Origin of the sequence: Emticicia aquatica (genome assembly GCF_923079645.1) — a bacterium.
GTDB lineage: Bacteria > Bacteroidota > Bacteroidia > Cytophagales > Spirosomataceae > Emticicia > Emticicia aquatica.
The window spans coordinates 1055690-1074753 of sequence record NZ_CAKLPY010000001.1; the positions used below are offsets into that span (position 1 = coordinate 1055690).

The following is a 19064-nucleotide window of genomic DNA, read 5'->3' on the forward strand; positions in this document are numbered from 1 at the left end:
TAACAAATATTTCATTTCAAGCACAACCATTGGTCGTGCTTGAAATTATCAATAAAGCTATTTTCTAATTAGTATTTATTGATACAATTCAGAAAATGAACATCAAATTCACTCAAAAACAGATAAAAGAGCCTCGCTTTTAATTCTTTTTGAAATATACTTCAATAAAATTAAAGAAATCATCCCGCCAATAATCAGAATTTGATTTGCACCTACTTTATGGGCCAAAAAGTGAGCTATACTACCAATTTGTTTGATATTGCTTGTTGTATGATGTTCGATCGAGCCTCCTTTTTCAATCAAAAAAGTATTTTGATATGTTTCCCAAGACAAAAAAGTTGTTGTACCTAAAATCACAGATGGGGCTAAAATAGCTTTCCAATTTTTCTTTTGCATTTTTTTCTCAACAAAATTTAATTTTGCCGCTAATGCATTTATTACAACTTTGGTGGTTTCTTCGCTTTCAAATTCAAAAGAAATATTTTTCATTTTCATTTCTTCTATAAAATAAATTTTCATGAAAGCTGTCTTGTTTTCAAATGAAATTTTTTCAATATCATGCAATTGTATTTTATTGACAGCTTTAAAAATACCAGTTTTGTAAATAGCTTTATTTTGAAATTTTTCTACATTATTTTCTTTCTTTTTGCTGAAGTAAATATGACTGTCGGTAAACATAAATGTTTGAAAAGTAGAGTCATTCAGTTTTAGCTGATAAATTGTATTTTGCATAGATTCTAGTTTTAAATACCACAAAGTGGTAAATGGTGTGGATTAATTTTTTTAATTTTTGCTGGATTAAATGTTGTACTAAATTAACAAAATTTAAGTCCAAATGAGATGAAATAAACATCAAATTTGTGCCTAAATGTACTAATGTAATTGTGAAGTTTACTCAATAAAGTATCAGGTTTAATTGAAGATGTGTTGTTTGGATTAATGGATTTGGACACAATAATATAAGTTTTTCAAGTTATTTGCAAACTTAAATTTAAAATATGACCGATTAATAACAAAATATTTTTATTGACCAACTAAAGGAAAAACGATAGTGTTTTTAGAATTAAAAGTGAAAATTTAATGCGGTAAGTTCAGCGAAGAGAAAAAAAGCATTTTAATGGGATGAGAATGATTGATTTTGATTCAAATTGGCTTTTTTTTGATTCACAAGTTGATTCAAATTGTAAGACTTTTGCTATGTAAATTTACAAAAAATAACAATATTTTTTTATGCTAATTAGGAGTAAAAGTGTTAATCCACTAAAAGATTGGCAAGTAAATCGAGATGAAATCAGGTTTCTTGGAAAAGATTTACAACGTCCAGAATGTATTTTAACCGAACCAGACGGAACTGTTTGGTCGGCTGATGCTCGTGGTGGAGTGATAAAAATGAAACATGATGGAATGCAAATTATCATCAATCCAAGTATATTAAATGATGAGTCAGAAAAACTTGGAAACACTAATGTTTTGTCTTTAGAAAACGATAATGCACGTTATATTTCTGCCATTGGGTCACTTCCTAATGGTCTTTGTTTTGATAAAAACGGTGATATTATTATTGCGAATTGGGGTACGAATAATATCGAAAAGATGACTCGTGAAGGTAGAATGACAACTATTTTAACCGAAATTGATGGAAAAACATTAGGTAAAACCAATTTTCCATTACGAGACACAAAGGGCAGAATTTGGTTTACTGTAACTACTTGTACCGAACCTTGGTCTGACCAAATTAATACGCGTGCAATGGATGGATACATAGTTTTGATGGATGAAAAAGGTGCCAGAATTGTAGCTGATGGATTTTGTGGAACGAATGAAATTAGATTTGATGACAAGGAAGAATGGCTTTATGTAGTAGAAAGTACTGCATGGAAAATTTCTCGATTGCGAGTAAAAGAAAATGGAGATTTATATAATCGAGAAACCTATGGCCCTGAAAAATTAGGAGGATTTCCTGATGGTTTTGCCTTTGATGCCTATGGAAATTTGTGGATAACACTCATTTTTACTGATGAACTTATTGTAATTACTCCTAATGGTGAAGTTTTAACTTTACTTGACGATAGCAATGAAGTAACCAAAAAACGTCTTTTTGAAGCCTACGAAAACCGATGCGTTACTCCAGACATTTTAGGAGCAACCCAAGGAACTCTTTGCCCTTGGATGGCAAGTTTGAGTTTTGGTGGAAAAGATTTGCAAACTGTTTATTTGGGTAGTTTGAGAGGCACACGGATTCCATATTTTCAAAGTCCAGTTGCTGGGCAAAAAATGATTCACTGGAAATAATAAAACCACCAAGAAAGAAAAACTAATTTGCCAAAATTTTATTCTTTTTGTGCATTATTTATATTTAAAATTGATTTTGAACTTTACCAAAATCGTATGAAAGACTTGTTTAGTTTAGTTGGGAAAATTGCAGTTATTACAGGGGCTAGTGCTGGAATGGGAAAAGCAATTGCCCGAATTTTAGGTTTAAATGGAGCAAAAGTTGTGATTTCAAGCAATGATGAAACCGCCTGCAGCAATGTTTTTGAGGAATTTCAAAAAGAAGGTATCCAAGTTACGGCCATCCCATGTGATATTTCAGTCAAAAAGGAAATTGATTTTTTGGTGAGCGAAACCGAAAGGCAGGTTGGTAAAATTGATATTTTGGTAAATTGTGTAGGCATTGCAATTCCTGGGTCATTTTTATCAATTAATACAGAAGATTTTGAAAAAACGATGCAAATAAATCTGCAAAGTGCCATTTATTTGACCAAAAAAGTAATTCCATCCATGCAACAAAAAAAAGATGGAGCAATTATTTATTTGTCTAGTTTATCAAGTGTAAGAGGAAATAAAAATTTGGGTTTATATGGTATTTCTAAAGCAGGTTTAGCTCAATTAGCTCGAAATTTGGCGGTCGAATTTGGACCAGATAATATTAGAGTTAACGCAATTTCACCAGGTGTGATTGATACTGAATTTGCAAAACCTATGACAACTAATTCCGAAATAATGGAAAGGAGAATAGCCTTAACCCCGCTTAGAAGGATTGGTAAAGTAGAAGAGGTAGCAGGTTTAGCGTTATTATTAGCTTCGAAAGCAGGTGGATTTATCACAGGACAAAATATTATCGTTGATGGCGGTACAACAATTTCAGACGGAAATTAATTATGAAAAAATTTGAAAATAAAGTTTGTTTAGTAACTGGTGCTTCTTCTGGGATTGGTAAAGCAACAGCACTTTCTTTTGCTCAAGCAGGAGCAAAAGTTGTAGTTTCTGATGTCAATGAAACACAAGGAATGCAAGTAGTTAATGAAATATCAGATTTTGGTGGAAATGCTATTTTCGTCAAATGTGATATTTCAAAAAAAGATGAAGTTGAAAATCTTGTAAAAACAACTGTTATCACTTTCGGACGTTTAGACTACGCCGTTAATTCGGCAGGTATTGCAGGAAAATTATCACTTCCAATCCATGAATATCCAGAAGATGAATGGTTGAATCAGATTCAAGTAAATCTTATCGGAACGTATTATTGTGTAAAAGCTCAAATAACTCAAATGCTTTTGCAAGGTGGAGGAAATATAGTTTGTGTTGCCTCTGCCGCAGGTTTACGTGGACAACCACAAAATTCGCCTTATGCAACTTCCAAACATGGAGTAGTGGGATTGGTTAAAACCGTTGCAATCGAATATGCAACTCAAAATATTCGTATAAATGCCGTTTGTCCAACCGCCATCGAAACGCCAATGATAATGCAAGGAAGAAGAAAATTGGCTGAAAACCCAGAAGCTCTTGAAGCAGCCAAAAATTATCAAGCCATGAAAAGAATGGGACAACCACAAGAAGTGGCAGATGTTGCCTTGTGGCTTTGTTCAGACCAATCGAGTTTTATTACTGGTCATGCAATGGCAGTTGATGGTGGTGCATTTGCTTAGAAAAAAGAAAGCACTAAGAATATTTTGATTCTTCAACTATTGAATACCCAAAGCTACTTAAATTTTTAAATAAGAATAGAGGAAGAGCATTTTATTCATGTAAAAATAAAAAACAGATTGATTTTGAATATTTATGGATTATTTATGATTCACAGCTTTCTTAAAATAAACTTAGTTTTGTATAATTTTTACTTAGAATATTTTAAATAAAAGAAACTTTATACAGAATGGCAAAGAATCCTCATTATTTATCACAATTAGCTTACGTAGAATTACTCAGCACTAACCTTAAAGAAACTGTTCGTTTCTACACTGAAATTGTAGGAATGGACCAAACTGGGCAAGATGAAAATTCGGTTTATTTACGTGCTTGGGGCGATTATTTCTTTCATACTCTAAAAATTACTCAATCTGATACCAAAGGATTAGGTGCAGTAGGCTGGAGAGCAGATAGTCAGGAAGCACTTGATGATTGTGTAGCTTATCTTGAATCAATTGGTGCAGGAAAAGGCTGGATAGAAGCTGACCTTGGCCGTGGGAAAGCATTCAAATTTCAGTCACCAGATGGACACAAACATGAAGTTTTTTGGGATGTAAAATGGTTGAGAGAAACAGGTGAAAGAGCAAGTATTTATGCCGACCGTTATGCTAGTAATCGCCGAAAAGGGGCAAATCCTCGCCGTATTGACCATTTTACGTATTTAGTTGCGAAGTTTCAATATGCCAAAGAAAAAGCATTTTGGCAGGGAATGGGCCTAAAAAATCCTGATGAGGTTAGATTAGAAGACCATATTCCACCGATTGGAGGGCTTTGGACAACAGGGAATTTATCGCATGATATAGCTATTTTTTCTGACCCAAATCTTGAGCCAGGACAAGGTATTGCCAACCATTTGTGTTATAATCTAGATAGTCGAGAAGAGGTGCTTTTGGCATTAGATTGGTTTACCGAAAAAGGATACAAAAGTGTTTGGGGAGCTCCAACAAGACATAAAGCTGACGAAGGTTTTTTCTTTTATATCATGGAACCACACACAGGTATTTTATTAGAAATTTATGCTTGTGCAAGACTAATTTTTGCTCCAGACCATGGGCCAGATGTACATTATTTGAAAGATAATCCGAATGATGCTTGGGGGTTAACGAATCCGTTTGAAGAAATGGCAAAAGGTAAAGTCGGTGGACTTGATAAGCCAATTGACATTTAATCAATGAGATGATTTGATTGTCAAGTAAATTAGATTTTTGTTCAAAACAAATAAATATGGAATTGGTAATTAATATTCGATTGCTATAAAATTAGTCAAGCACTTTCGAGTATCTTATTATTGATTAATCCAAAATTGAAAAATAAAACAAATATGTGGCATTATTTTCCTGGGCAGTATATGCCCTCATATCAAGTAAATAGAGCATTGACACAAGCTCACTACGGTGGTGGCGAATTTGCGGAATGTTTAGAAGTAGCAAGCCAAATTACACCAGGCGATAATGAAAGTTTTCATGTGGCTTGGGCAAAAATGGGAGATAGAGTATTTGATATTGCAGAAAATGCAGTCAAAAATGGTAATTTTCAAACGGCTAAACGTAGTTATTTGCGTGCTTTTAATTATTTGCGTACATCAGAGTTTTTTCTAAAACCAAGCGATGCCCGCAAAATTCCTTCTTACCTAAAATCAAGAGATGCTTTTATCAAAGCAACACCTTATTTTGAAGAAAAACCTTTAAAAATAGAAGTTCCTTTTGAAGGCTCATTTTTACCTGGGTATGTTTTCAAAGCACCAAATACAAATCATGCTCCAGCTATGATAATGTTTGGCGGTTTGGATAGTTTGGCCGAAGAATTATATTTTGGACCCGCTACTTTTCTGAATGAAAGAGGTATTTCATTGATTGTGCTTGATGGGCCAGGACAAGGAGCTTCGCTGAGATTAAATCATATTCATACAAGATATGATTTTAATGTTGCAGGTTCGGCAGCTTTGGATTGGGCAATTGAAAACTTGAAAAATGAAATAGATACGACAAAAATTGGTATAATGGCGGTTTCGATGGGTGGGTATATGGCAGCTCGTTGTGCGGCTTTTGAGCCACGATTCAAAATTTGTGCTGTTTGGGGAGCAGTTTGGTCTTACTATGAAATTTGGAAAAATCGTCCAGACAATCATCCTTTGGCCGAAATTGTACAGCATATTGTTGGAGCTGAAAATATGGAAGATGCCCGTGAACGTCTGAAGAAATTTACTTTAGATGAGGTAGCCAACAAAATTTCGATGCCAACCTACGTGCTTCATGGAGAAGATGACAGACAAAATTTTGTCGAAAATGCCTATAAGTTACAAGAGGCTTTGACTTGTGAAAAAATCATTGAAATTATTCCAAAAGAAGAAAGTGGTTCTGCTCATTGTCAAATTGATGATTTTACCAAAACATTCAATATGTACGATTGGATTGCCAAAGAATTGAAAAAATAACTGTTTGAAAAACGATTCAACCCTATAAAAATACTGATAAAAATGGCAAAAGTTAATAAAGTCCTAGTTGTTGGAGCAGGAATTGGTGGTATAACTGCTGCAATTGCTCTCAAAAAAACTGGAATTGACGTTGATATTATTGAGATTCATAAAGAATTTAATATTTATGGTGTTGGTATTATTCAGCAAGCCAATGCTTTACGTGCTTTAGATGCAATTGGCGTAGCAGACGAAGCAATGCGACGCGGGTCTCCGTACGGAAAAGTGAAAATGTGTACGCCTACTGGTCACCAAATTGGAGAAGCTGGAACGCCGCCAATGGGCCATTTTCCTAGCCATAACGGAATTTCACGAAAGATTTTACATGAAGTTTTGTATGATGAAGCTATTAAAGTCGGTATTCAATTTAGAATGGGAATTACTGTTGAAACAATTGATAATCAACCTGATAAAGTAAGTGTGACATTTACCGATGGCAGTGCTGGAGACTATGATATTCTCATAACGGCCGATGGAGTAAATTCTAAAGTTAGAGGAATGATTTTTGGCGATTACAAAGCTAAATATGTAGGACTGTCGGTTTGGCGTTATCCATTCAATCGACCTGCTGATTTGGATACTGGGTATATGTTTTTCGGTAAAAAGAGTAAAGTTGGATTGATTCCAATGACTTCAGAAACAATGTATATGTTTGTAGTAACGGCCGAAGGAGAAGATAATCCATTAATTCCAGAAAGTGAACTTGTTCCAAAACTGAGAAGTTATTTAGAGCCTTTTCCAGTAAAAATTGTTCAAGATTTAATTGAGCAAATAACTGAACCCAAACTTGTAAACTATCGACCTTTAGAAACTTTGCGTTTACCTTCGCCTTGGTACAAGGGTAGGGTAGTTGTAATTGGCGATGCTGCCCATGCAACCATTCCGCAGTTAGGTTCGGGAGCTGCTTTGGCCATCGAGGATGCGGTTGTTTTAAGCGAATTATTACAAAAAGATGCTCCAATTGAAAGTATTTTTGAAGAATACATGACCCGCCGATTTAATCGTTGCATGATGGTTGTTGATGCTTCTGAAACACTTGGAGCATGGGAGTTATTAGAATATCAAGGGAAACCCTTGCCCGAAGGAGCAAATGTAGGTATGTTGATGGGTAAAACCATGATGGCACTGACAGCCCCAATTTAATCGTTGTCTCAATTTTTCATAAAATTTTTATGAAAAATGTAATCATTCATCATTAATTTAAAAACTTGAATAAATGAAATTAGTAACATTCCTAAATAAAAACCAAGAAAGTAGGATTGGTTGGTTGGTTGGCGATGGTGTTGTAGATATGAATTTGGCAAGTGATAAACTACCCAATGAAATGCTCACTTTTATTGATAATTGCGAAGAATATTATAAAATTATTGATGAATTAGGTACAGTTGAACCTCACTTTTCGCTCAATGAAATCAAACTTTTGGCTCCTTTGCCTAATCCTCGAAGTTTCAGAGATTACATCGGCTTTGAGATGCACATGCTTAATGCGTCAAAATCGTTTGGTCATACAATAGGGAAGGCGTGGTACGAAATGCCAATATTTTACTTTACCAATCACCATGCTATTTATGGTCCTGATGATGAAATTAAGCGTCCTACCAAAGAAACAAAACTTGATATTGAGCTGGAAATAGCAGTAATTATTGGAAAAAAAGGAAAAGATATTGAAGCAAAAGATGCCAATGATTATGTTTTTGGATATACGGTTTTCAATGATTGGACAGCCAGAGCCATCCAAAAAGTTGAGATGGAAATTCCATTAGGGCCACACAAAGGCAAAGATTTTGCCAACGCCATTGGTCCATGTATCGTAACAAAAGATGAAATGGAGCAGTACCGAGGAGCAGATGGCAAATTTGATATTAAAATGATGTCAAGAATAAATGGTGTAACCGTTTGCGAAGGACATTATAACACGGTTTATCATACTTTTGAAAAAATGATTGAAAGGGCTTCTGAAAATAACGTTACGCTGATGCCGGGCGATATTCTTGGTTCAGGAACAGTCGGGTGGGGTAGTTTGATTGAAAATAATTTTACAGTTCATCGGCCCCTCGAGCCAGGCGATGTTGTTGAATTAGAAGTTGAAGGGATTGGTATTTTGAGAAATTCGGTTGTGTAATCAAAAACTGATATTTTACTAAATATCGTTTGCACATAAAAACGCCACAATAGGTTACTATTGTGGCGTTTTTGATATTTATTCACCATAATATTTTATTACTGATTGGAAGATTTTTTCTCTTATAGAATTAACATTGTAATAATCTTTGGTTTCTTGTAATCCCATGTTTTGGCGATTGATTAGCAAAATAATTGAAAGATTATCTTTTGGAACAATCGCAATACTTGTTCCAGTAAAACCAGTGTGACCAAAACTATCTTCTTTGGCATTTTTCATAAAGGCATTTTGATTATCCATCATCCAGCCCAGTCCATTTTTAAATGTATCTTTTGTTAGAAATTGTTTGATTGTTTTTTCTGAAATGAAACTTTTTGAATGCTTTTTGCTAGTATTTCTCAATACATCAATCAATTTTTGTATATCATCAACTGTCGAGAAAATACCAGCAGCACCCGAAACTCCCTCATTAGCATACCAAGCATTTCCATCATTTACTTCTCCTTTGAGCGTATATTTTCGCCAGCCATTCCATGAATTTGGGTCAATTTCATTGACTTTGAAACCTAAAGCAGCATCTTCAACCATTCGTTTTTCATAAGGATTTCCATGCGAAGTTGCTGCGATTTTAAACTTTAGTCCTTTATCATTGGGTTTGTAAGTTGTATTAGACATTTTTAACGGTTTAAAAATATTTTCTTCCATGAAAATATTTAAAGGCTTATTAGAAACTTTTTCAATAATTTCTCCCAAAATAGTAAATCCTAAATCACTATAATGGCGACCTTCTCCAAGCGGAAATTTGAGCGGCAATTCTTCGATAAATTTGTATGTTTCGGCTTTATTTTTACAACGATAATACAAAGGATACCAATCATACAGCCCCGAAGTATGCGTGAGCAAATGTCTGATTGTAATATCCTTTTTATCAACTTGATTGAACCCTTGGATGTATTTTCCTACTTTATCATCTACATTAATTTTGCCAGCATCAACCAAAAGCATTATGGCCGTAGTAGTTCCGATAACCTTGGTTAACGACGCAATATCATATAAATGATTGATTGTTGTTTTTTCAGGATTAGCCAAAATTTTACCATTAAAGTCTTTTATTTGGGCAAATCCATACGCTTTTTTGAGAATAATTTCATTGCCTTTTCTAATTTGGATAACTGCTCCCGGAATTTTAGCTTGTTCGATTTGTGTTTGAATGATGGCATCTATTTCAGAAATTAAAGCTTCTTTCTTTTGAGAAAAACCCAAAAAACAACTTAATGTAAGAAATAACGTAAATGATTTTTTTAGCATGATTAGGTCAATTTTTAACTTGTTTTTCTGATGGAACCATTGGAGCAATAGTTTTGCGAAGTAATATTTCAGTGAAACCTTCTTTCACAAAGTTATCTAAATTTCCAATGGTTTTGAAGCCAATTTGATGATAAAGTTTTATTGCTCTGACATTGAATGACGAAACACAAATAAAGATATTTGGCGAAACGTTAAATACTTTTTCTTCGCAAAAATTTAAGAGTTTTGTTCCAAATCCTTTGCCTCGGTGGGTTTCACTAATACAAAGCGTTTGAATATATCCTTTGAAAGTTCCACACATTTGCAAAATCACAAAACCAGCAATTTCCTCATTTAATTTCAAAAGATAAATCTCTTTGCATTGCCCTTCAAATGCATTTAAACATTGGCTATAATTTAAGTCCAGCGTTATCCAAGGGTCTGTTATTGCCATCATTTTAGCACATACAGCAAAATCATTAACATTAATTGTCTGTAAGATATTTAGTGCATCGGGTTTCATCTTCGTTGCTGAATTAAGGCTAAAAAAAGAATAGTCAATAAGGCATTTACAAGAATATTCATAAAACCGAAATCAAAATTATAAGCATTAATAAAATACTCATTGAGCAAATATGTAAGTAATGCAGCTCCAATACACGCCAAAGGAACGAGGGTTTCTTTGATCGTTATTTTTGAAAACAGCCCAACCAAATATAATCCTAAAAGTGGCCCGTAAGTATAGCCTGCAATTTTGAAAATAGTATTAATAATAGCTCCTTGACTATTCCAAAACGCCATTACGATAAGAAACATGACGATGTTTACACCCAATAATACTGCATTTTTTAACTTATTTTTCTTTTCGTGAGCTTGATTTTCAATATCTATAAAATCATAGCTAAAAGCAGTAGTGAGTGCCGTAATACAAGAATCGACACTAGCGAAAGTTGATGCAATAACACCTATCAAAAACGCCATTGCACCTATTTTTCCAAAATAATTTAAAGTTAGTAAAGGGTAAATTCCATCGGTATTTACAAACTTTCCGTTTTCAGTAGTAAGGCTGATGCCATTTTTTTCGGCATAAACATAAATAAGAATACCTAATCCTAAAAACAGCGTTTGGGCAAAAGCAATAAAAAAACTGAATGCAAAAACGTTTTTTCGTGCATCTTTCATGTTTTTTACTGTTAATGTTTTTTGCATCATACTTTGGTCAAGACCGACCAAAGCAATGGTTATTAGCAAACCAGAGATAAACTGTTTGAAAAAATTTGAGCCAGATTGAATATCCCAATCAAAAAGCTTTGCGTAAGGATGATGTACAATTGTTTGAATCATTTCAGAAATAGAAAGCCCCAACGAATTTTTAATAGTAAAAATGGAAATCGCAATTACAGAAATTAAGAAAAATGACTGTAAAGCATCCGTCCAAACAATTGTTTTTATGCCAGATTTGTTGGTGTATAACCAAATTAGGAGTAAAACGACTGCGATAGTTATAAAATATGGAATGTGAAAAGTATCAAAAAAAGCATACTGTAAAATTTTTACTGATAGCAGTAAGCGAAGTGCTGCACCGAAAGATTGCGACACTAAAAAAAATAATGAGCCTGTTTTATAAGTAATAGTACCAAAGCGAATTTTCAGATAAGTATAAATCGAAATCAGTTTTAATTGATGAAATAATGGAGTTAGAATGAAAGCAATAAACAAATATCCGACAAGGGTGCCAAGTATAAATTGGAAATAGTATAGATTGTTGTTGCCTACATTTCCAGGAATTGACACCAACGAAACTGCCGAAATCCCCGAACTAATCATGCCAAATGCAACCAAAAACCAAGGTGATTCCCTATTTCCGTCAAAAAAAGTATTATCATTTGTTTGTCTCGAAGTCAATCTTGCAATGACCATTAATATAGAAAAATAGGCTAAAATAACTAAAAAGATAAGTGTTGCACTCATTTTAGGTGTTTAGGGTTTGTTGAATAAAGTGTGATTATATTTGTTAAGTGAAGGCTTGCAAGATAGTTCTTAAATTAAAGAAAATAAAACAAACAAGCCCCAAAATTGCTTTCAGGGCTTGAAAAAATATAATTTTTTTACATTGTTTATGCCTTTCCTGTAAGAATTTGCCCCCAATACATTCTTGGCAAAATTTCTTTTTTAAGCATATACATACTCCAACGTTCTTTACTTTGGTCGAAAGGAAAAGTTTCCATTGGTTGATTATTATAATCAAATTCGGCTAAAACTAACTTGCCATAGCCAGTCAATAATGGACAAGAAGTATAACCTGTGTAACTCGCTCCAAAAGTCTGTTTTTCAATCAATGATAAAACATTAGCAACTACCACTGGTGCTTGCTTACGGATAGCTGCACCAGTTTTTGATGTTGGTAGTCCCGAAGCATCGCCGAGAGAGAAAATATTAGCATATTTTACGTGTTGAAGTGTGTTTTTGTCAACCTCTATCCAACCACCTGCATTAGCGAGAGGGCTATTTTTGATAAAATCGGGTGCTGATTGTGGTGGTGTAACATGAATCATATCGAATTCTACCCAAGTTTCAACGTCCTTATTGTTTTCGCCAATACCAACAAATTTTGCACGCTTTTTCGGCCCATCAATTTCATCAAGTCTTTCCATGAAATTAAGTTTGATGTTGCCACGTTTACAAACTTCTAAAAGGGTTTTCTCGTATTGAGGCACTGCAAAAAGTTTGGCTGCACCACTCCAATATTGTATGTTTGACTTGTCCAATATTCCATGTTTACGGAAGTAATCGGCAGCCATATACATAATTTTGTGCGGAGCTCCACCGCATTTAACAGGTGTATGCGGGTTATGAAAAATAGCCTTCCCACCCTTGAAGTTTTTGATACATTCAAAAGTATAAGGTGCTGATTGAAAACTATAATTACTACAAACACCATTTTTCCCAAGTGTTTCGGGCAAACCTTTGATGGCATTCCAATTGAGCTGAATACCTGGGCAAACAATTAGATAATCGTAAGTGTAAGTGGCATTATTTGTTGTAATAGCAAAGCCTTCAGGATTAAATGATTGCACCGATTCTTTTATCCAAGTAGCTTTTTTAGGCATAACATCGGCTTCATTTCTTTCAGTTTTCTGAATATCAAAAATGCCACTACCTACCAATGTCCATGCTGGTTGGTAGTAATGCTTTTCAGAAGGGTCAATTATGGCAATATCTAATTTACTATTTTTACGTAATAGCTGTGCTGCGACAGATATTCCTGCATTGCCGCCACCGACAATTATGATTTGATGATGATTTTTCATTGATTAAGGTGATTTTTGGAAATTGTTTTTTTGGAGTTTTTAAGATTTGTTAGGCTAAATAAAACTATATAAAGTATAAAAATATCTTTATATAGTTACAAATTTAGGCTTATAAACTCAAATCTTGTTAGGATAAATCATGCACTTTATAGCACTAATTATTTATTTGTAGTATTTTTTACTTCATGTACGAGCAAAAATTATAAAAGTTGGGATAAATGGTGTTTTTGGATATTGAGTCGACTATTTTAAACAAAAAAGCCAGTAAACTATAAAGTATTACTGGCTTTTGAAAAATAACAGGGATCTATAAAAGTGTTGTTGGACAAACATATTCTGTTTTAGGGACTTCTGTTTTGACAATTGCGGCAAACCCTCCTTTCACATCAACAAAATTATCCCAACCTCGTTGTTTCAAAATAGAAGCGGCAATCATACTGCGGTAGCCACCTGCACAATGCAAAATGAATGGTTTATCTTTTGGTATTTCTGCCAAATGCTCATTGATAGCATTTAGAGGAATATTTACGGCATTTATAATATGTTCAGAACCATATTCACTCTTTTTCCTAACATCAAAAACTAACAGTTGTTCGTTTGCATATTTTTGAGCAAATTCTTCTGCTGAAATTCTATCCACAGTTTCAAAATCTTTTCCCGTTGCTTTCCATGAAGCAAATCCGCCTTCCAAAAATCCAATAGCGTGGTCATAGCCAACACGGGCTAATCGTGTAATAGTTTCTTCCTCTTTACCTTCGTCAGTTACAAGTAAAATTTCTTGCTTTATATCAGGAATCAGTTCACCAACCCACATGGCAAAATTGCTATCCAAACCAATATTAATACTGTTTGGAATAAAGCCCGCAGCAAAATCATCTGTCTGACGGCTATCCAAAATCAAAGCATCGGTCTCATTAGCAACCACTTCAAATTCAGTTGGCGATAGTGCTTTCTCACCTCTTTCAATGACCGTATCCATGCTTTCATAACCTCTGATATTCATCAATACATTTTTTGGAAAATAGGCAGGTGGTGCTGTCAAACCTGTCAGGACGGCTTTAATAAACTCATCTTTGGTCATGTCTGGGCGTAAGGCATAGTTAAATAACTTCTGATTACCCAATGTATCAGTAGTTTCTTTACTCATCATTTTTCCACAAGCACTTCCTGCACCATGATTTGGATAAACAATTAAATCATCCGACAATGGCATTATTTTATTGCGTAGTGAATCAAATAAATGACCTGCTAATTTTTCTTCGGTCAAGTCTGCAATTACATGTTGGGCTAAATCTGGACGCCCAACATCACCAATAAAAAGTGTATCACCAGTTATCAAGCCATGTTCTTTCCCATTTTCATCAATCAATAGATAGGTGGTACTTTCCATTGTGTGTCCAGGTGTATGAATCGCTTTTACTTTACAAGTTCCCACTGCAAATATCTGATTATCTTCAGCAATAGTTGCCTCGAAAGCAGGTTTGGCAGTTGGGCCGTAAACTATTGTAGCACCTGTTTTTTTTGCTAAATCCAAATGCCCACTCACGAAATCTGCATGAAAATGGGTTTCAAATACATATTTGATTTTAGCATTATCTTTTTCCGCTCTATTGATATAAGGCTGAACTTCACGGAGAGGGTCAAAAATAGCAGCTTCACCATTACTTTCAAGATAATATGCGGCGTGTGCCAAACAGCCTGTATAGATTTGTTCGATTTTCATTGTTTTATTGTTTAATAGAAAAATGTTTATGATTTAATATTTTCAATTTTTGTTAGAAAATATCGTTTCAAGGGCATTTGTTAGAGCAAAAATGTTTCATTTGGCTAATTTGTTTTTATCAATTATAGGTCAAAATTGACTGTATTGAGAAAAAATAAAAATGATAATAATCATGTTCATTGAATTGTACTATCAATAGAATAAATTGTACTAAATAATATAAACATTTAAAGCTATTATGTGTATGATTTTTGAATAATAAATCAATAGGCAAAAAAACGCTCATACTTTACTGAATTGTAAAATATGAGCGTTTGCGAAATATTGTATTTTCGAGCGTTTTAAGATAGTTTTTTATTCAAAATAAAGTTTACAAATAATGCCCTGCCTAATAAAACGAATGGAAATCCATGTTGCATAAAATCGAACCAATCAAGAGCTTGCATACCTACTGCTCCACCCATTATCCAACTAACTTTACCAAAAATATGTGGCTCAGGAACAAATGGGGCAAGCCCCAAAGTTAGACTGACTACCAACCATAATTTCCAATTATTAAGATTTTTTTTCATTGTTATTACCGATTTAAAGTCCTAAATTTTTCGGGAGTGTGCCCAACGTCTTTTTTGAATAATCTGATAAAATACGAACAATCATCATATCCCAAATAATAGGCTGCTTCACAAACCGATATGCTTGAATGTAATAATAAACGTTTTGCTTCTAAAATTACTCGGTCTCTAATCATTTCTCCAGCAGTTCTACCAATTGTTTCTTTACAAACCGCATTGAGATAGTTGGCACTTATATTTAATTTTCCTGCAAAGTCTTTAACTGATTTTAAGTTCTTGTAATGTATTTCTATCAGATTTTCGAAAAGTCTTATTTTTGAAACATTCAGCGAGTTGCCATTTCCTTTAAAAATTGGTTGATAAATACGAATAGAATGCACAAGAATTAATTTTAAAAGAGACTTAACTTGACTATCTCTATATGGTTGATTCATTTGAAGCTCTTTAATGATTTCTTCAAATAAACTTTCGATAGTTTTGCTTTGCTCATCGCTAAAAACAACCAAAGGGACATCATTACTTCCATTATTGAAAAATGGTAGAGCCTGCAAAGAAAGACTCTTTTCTACCACCTCGAAAAACTCTTTTTTGAAAAATAAAGTATAACCAATAGTGTCTTCACTCAAATCCCATTCATGCACTTGACCATCATTCATAAAAAACATTTGATTTGGCTCAACAACAAATCGTTTGAAATCAATGTCGTGTGTTCCACTACCACGTTTTACATAAATAAGGTTATAAAAATCATGTCTATGAGGGAAATCTACAACCGTCAAATTTCTCATGTGAACTTCCAAGCGTCGGATATCCACATTCATCGTTATATGCTTATCGCATGAGTTTAACTGCTCAATTGTATAAATTGGAATAGTTTTCTTCATAGAGATGAAATTATTACAGTGTTATTAATTTGGTAGTTTATCTTTCAATAAACCATAAACCCAAGTACCAGCAACTGCACTCAAAAGTGTAGCAATCACGACCACATAACCACTACCAATTTGGGCAAAAAGTGGCCCTGGACAAGCTCCTGTAATTGCCCAGCCTAAACCGAAAATCAGACCGCCATAAACTTGCCCTTTTTGAAATTTCTTTGGGTGAAAATCTACTGTTTCGCCTGCTATTGTTTTGATATTAAACTTTTTAATTAAAAATACAGAAATCATTCCAACTACAACCGCACTACCAATTACGCCATACATGTGAAAACTCTGCAAACGAAACATTTCTTGGATACGAAACCAAGAAATAATTTCGGCTTTCACGAACACAATTCCGAACATTATCCCAACCACTAAATATTTAATATTGTCAGTCCAACTTTCGGCTACCTTCATATCATTTGGAGCTTCGCAAACGAATGGCTCAACAATAACAGTATTTTGGATTTCTTGAATATTTTTCATTGATTTTTTTCTTAGAAAATGTTAGAATAATTTAAAAATAATTGGCATAATTAGGTGTGTCATGGTAAAACCTCCAACCATAAAGCAACAAGTAGCAATCAATGACGGAACTTGCAAGTTTGAAAGTCCCATAATAGCATGACCAGAAGTACAACCTCCTGCATAACGAGTGCCAAAACCAACTAAAAAACCACCAAAAACAAAGAAAATAAGTCCTTTTATTGAAAATAACTTTTCAACTGAAAATAAGTCGGCGGGCATTAAACCCGAAAAATCTTTAATTCCTAATGCCTTCAAATCATTGATTGTGGCTTCTGAAAGCACAAAAGTATTTGGATTTTCTAAGAAATTAGTGGCTATAACTCCACCAAAAAATACGCCTAAAACAAAAATCAAGTTCCATATTTCTTTTTTCCAATCATATTTAAAAAAAGGAATATCGGCAGGAAAACAAGCTGCACAAACGTGTCGAAGTGATGATGAAATTCCGAAAGATTTATTGCCAATCAATAAAAGTGTTGGCACAGTAAGTCCAATAAGTGGGCCTGCTACGTACCAAGGCCAAGGTTGAATAATGAATTCAAAAATTTGTTTCATGCGATTTTATTTTAATAATGATAGTTGATAATTAAGTTTAAATGGGTCATGTTTACTTTGTTGAAAACGAAGCGGTCATTTTGGTAGGTTTCGCCAATATCGTCTTTCCGAACAACCAATAATAGAGCGTTCAGTCCTTTAAGATAATGGTCAAACTGATAAGTCAAACCTAAATTTATTTGTGAATAAGGAGGCATACCATATTTATTCAAAGCGAAATTCTTTACATCGGGTAAAGAAAAATAGCCACCGCTCAACTCTATTTTGATGTGTTTTTCAGGCTTGTAAAATGTATTAATTGTTGCAGCCGTGACATCACCAAATCCTTCGTTTCGTTCACGAGGCATGAATGTATAAAAAGGTTCACGACCCCATTCTCGTGGCATTAGATAACGCCCTTGTGCAGTTATTCGAGTGGCATTCAAAAACCAATCAAATTTTGCAGATTGTTGTCCAACTCGACCAGAAAACACTTTTGCTCCACTATTTATTTGGGTATATGCCTTGGTTGGGTCTTTATTTCCGCCATTTCCTACTGCATTTTGTTGAATATATTGCCCGCCTACAAACCAATTTTTACCTGCAATTGACTTTGATTTCCATTCGATTTTTAGTTGAGCGGTATTTAGAATGTTGTCGATATAAGTATCCCACAATTGAATATTCAATTGTTTTTTCTGATACGTTGAACCAATTACTCCAACACCAGCCGACTCAATATTATTTTTATATTGTGAAGGTTTTCCATTGACATCAACTCCCACTGGATAAATTCCGATGCTTTCGCCAGTATCAAACCACCGAACTGTTGAGCGGGGCGAAATTCGCCAAATATACTCCCCGTGCAGGCTTAGGTTTTTCCATTCTTTTACATCCAATGCGGCAGCTTCAATAAGTGTTGGACGCATTCGACCATCTTGTGGATTGATAAAAGGTGTTTGTGGAATTTGTCGTCCAATAGTTAAAATTGACTTTTTCCCTGCGTGAATCTTTAAGAATAATTCTTCAAGACGGTCTAAATCTTCGTGGTCATTGGGGCGTTCAATATCAAATAATCCAATTTCATAACGATTTACTTGATTTGTTTTTGAGTCAGATTTTGCTAAGTCCGAAGATTTTAGATTAAACATAAAAAAGCCGCTAATTCCAACTTGAAAATGTTTTAAAATCTTTGGTGTTTCATATCCAATACCCGCACCAATTCCCCAAGCATGATAGTCTGTCAGATCTCCTTTATTGACCGTTGCCGACATATATGAGCGTGCATGACCGTAAAAGCGTCCTTTTTCAAAAAAATGGCTTAATGTATTTGTGTCCTTTTCTGCTTCATGGTAAGCGTGAATTCCTTGTGCAACCGTTATGTTTATGGAAATAAAAAATGACCAAACAACATAATAAAAATTGATTCTTCTCATAATTTGATACTATAATGGTACAAAAGTATCGCTTAGAAAATGCTGAATCCGTGACAAATGTTACATTGGGAAATATTATTGATTTTTACCACTTAGGTACTAAGAAACACTAAGAAAAAAATAGAGACGTTACATTGCGGCAACGTCTCTGTAAACATAAATCATAGGTAGTTGTACTCGAAATCT

At 34.2% G+C, this 19064-nt stretch carries 18 protein-coding genes; 7 read left to right on the forward strand and 11 right to left on the reverse strand.

Going from position 1 to position 19064, the window contains the following annotated elements; genetic code table 11:
• Positions 1–108: 108 nt before the first annotated feature.
• Positions 109–732, reverse strand: coding sequence for a hypothetical protein (locus tag MJQ71_RS04590; protein WP_238804921.1), 624 nt, complete (start codon positions 730–732; stop codon positions 109–111).
• 498 nt (positions 733–1230) lie between these two features.
• On the opposite strand from MJQ71_RS04590, the gene MJQ71_RS04595 reads away from it, so the two are divergent.
• The 7 genes from MJQ71_RS04595 (at position 1231) to MJQ71_RS04625 (ending at position 8564) form a co-directional block, all read left to right on the forward strand.
• The gene (locus tag MJQ71_RS04595) at positions 1231–2292 is read left to right on the forward strand and encodes an SMP-30/gluconolactonase/LRE family protein (protein ID WP_238804922.1); all 1062 of its coding nucleotides are present in this window, start codon (positions 1231–1233) and stop codon (positions 2290–2292) included.
• A gap of 96 nt (positions 2293–2388) precedes the next feature.
• Entirely contained in the window at positions 2389–3159 is a 771-nt protein-coding gene (locus MJQ71_RS04600; RefSeq protein WP_238804924.1) for an SDR family NAD(P)-dependent oxidoreductase, read from the forward strand.
• A gap of 2 nt (positions 3160–3161) precedes the next feature.
• On the forward strand, positions 3162–3929 hold the full coding sequence (locus MJQ71_RS04605) for an SDR family NAD(P)-dependent oxidoreductase (RefSeq protein ID WP_238804926.1): 768 nt from the start codon (positions 3162–3164) through the stop codon (positions 3927–3929).
• Positions 3930–4156: 227 nt separating this feature from the next.
• Positions 4157–5137 (forward strand): VOC family protein, encoded by a 981-nt coding sequence (locus tag MJQ71_RS04610; RefSeq protein WP_238804928.1) that lies wholly within the window; start codon positions 4157–4159, stop codon positions 5135–5137.
• 135 nt (positions 5138–5272) lie between these two features.
• The gene (locus MJQ71_RS04615) at positions 5273–6403 is read left to right on the forward strand and encodes an alpha/beta hydrolase family protein (protein ID WP_238804931.1); all 1131 of its coding nucleotides are present in this window, start codon (positions 5273–5275) and stop codon (positions 6401–6403) included.
• A 42-nt stretch (positions 6404–6445) separates the two neighbouring features.
• Entirely contained in the window at positions 6446–7585 is a 1140-nt protein-coding gene (locus MJQ71_RS04620) for an FAD-dependent oxidoreductase (protein WP_238804933.1), read from the forward strand.
• Positions 7586–7658: 73 nt separating this feature from the next.
• Entirely contained in the window at positions 7659–8564 is a 906-nt protein-coding gene (locus tag MJQ71_RS04625; protein WP_238804935.1) for a fumarylacetoacetate hydrolase family protein, read from the forward strand.
• Positions 8565–8642: 78 nt separating this feature from the next.
• On the opposite strand, the gene MJQ71_RS04630 is transcribed toward MJQ71_RS04625, so the two are convergent.
• From MJQ71_RS04630 to MJQ71_RS04675, 10 genes are all read right to left on the reverse strand, one after another.
• Entirely contained in the window at positions 8643–9872 is a 1230-nt protein-coding gene (locus MJQ71_RS04630) for a serine hydrolase domain-containing protein (RefSeq protein ID WP_238804936.1), read from the reverse strand.
• Positions 9873–9879: 7 nt separating this feature from the next.
• Positions 9880–10374 (reverse strand): GNAT family N-acetyltransferase, encoded by a 495-nt coding sequence (locus tag MJQ71_RS04635; RefSeq protein WP_238804938.1) that lies wholly within the window; start codon positions 10372–10374, stop codon positions 9880–9882.
• Positions 10371–11822 (reverse strand): sodium:solute symporter, encoded by a 1452-nt coding sequence (locus MJQ71_RS04640; protein WP_238804940.1) that lies wholly within the window; start codon positions 11820–11822, stop codon positions 10371–10373. Before MJQ71_RS04640 ends, MJQ71_RS04635 begins: the two co-directional genes overlap by 4 nt.
• A 146-nt stretch (positions 11823–11968) precedes the next feature.
• Positions 11969–13162, reverse strand: coding sequence for an NAD(P)/FAD-dependent oxidoreductase (locus MJQ71_RS04645; protein ID WP_238804942.1), 1194 nt, complete (start codon positions 13160–13162; stop codon positions 11969–11971).
• A 307-nt stretch (positions 13163–13469) separates the two neighbouring features.
• The gene (locus MJQ71_RS04650; protein WP_238804945.1) at positions 13470–14885 is read right to left on the reverse strand and encodes an MBL fold metallo-hydrolase; all 1416 of its coding nucleotides are present in this window, start codon (positions 14883–14885) and stop codon (positions 13470–13472) included.
• Between the two features lie 341 nt (positions 14886–15226).
• The gene (locus MJQ71_RS04655; RefSeq protein WP_238804947.1) at positions 15227–15457 is read right to left on the reverse strand and encodes a hypothetical protein; all 231 of its coding nucleotides are present in this window, start codon (positions 15455–15457) and stop codon (positions 15227–15229) included.
• A 5-nt stretch (positions 15458–15462) separates the two neighbouring features.
• A complete protein-coding gene (locus tag MJQ71_RS04660) occupies positions 15463–16341 on the reverse strand; it encodes an AraC family transcriptional regulator (protein WP_238804949.1) in 879 nt (292 codons plus the stop codon).
• Between the two features lie 24 nt (positions 16342–16365).
• On the reverse strand, positions 16366–16866 hold the full coding sequence (locus MJQ71_RS04665; protein ID WP_238804951.1) for a DUF6691 family protein: 501 nt from the start codon (positions 16864–16866) through the stop codon (positions 16366–16368).
• A 21-nt stretch (positions 16867–16887) separates the two neighbouring features.
• On the reverse strand, positions 16888–17463 hold the full coding sequence (locus tag MJQ71_RS04670; protein ID WP_238804953.1) for a YeeE/YedE family protein: 576 nt from the start codon (positions 17461–17463) through the stop codon (positions 16888–16890).
• 11 nt (positions 17464–17474) lie between these two features.
• Positions 17475–18878: an OprD family outer membrane porin gene (locus MJQ71_RS04675; protein WP_238804955.1), complete on the reverse strand. Its 1404-nt coding sequence runs from the start codon at positions 18876–18878 to the stop codon at positions 17475–17477.
• Positions 18879–19064: the final 186 nt, after the last annotated feature.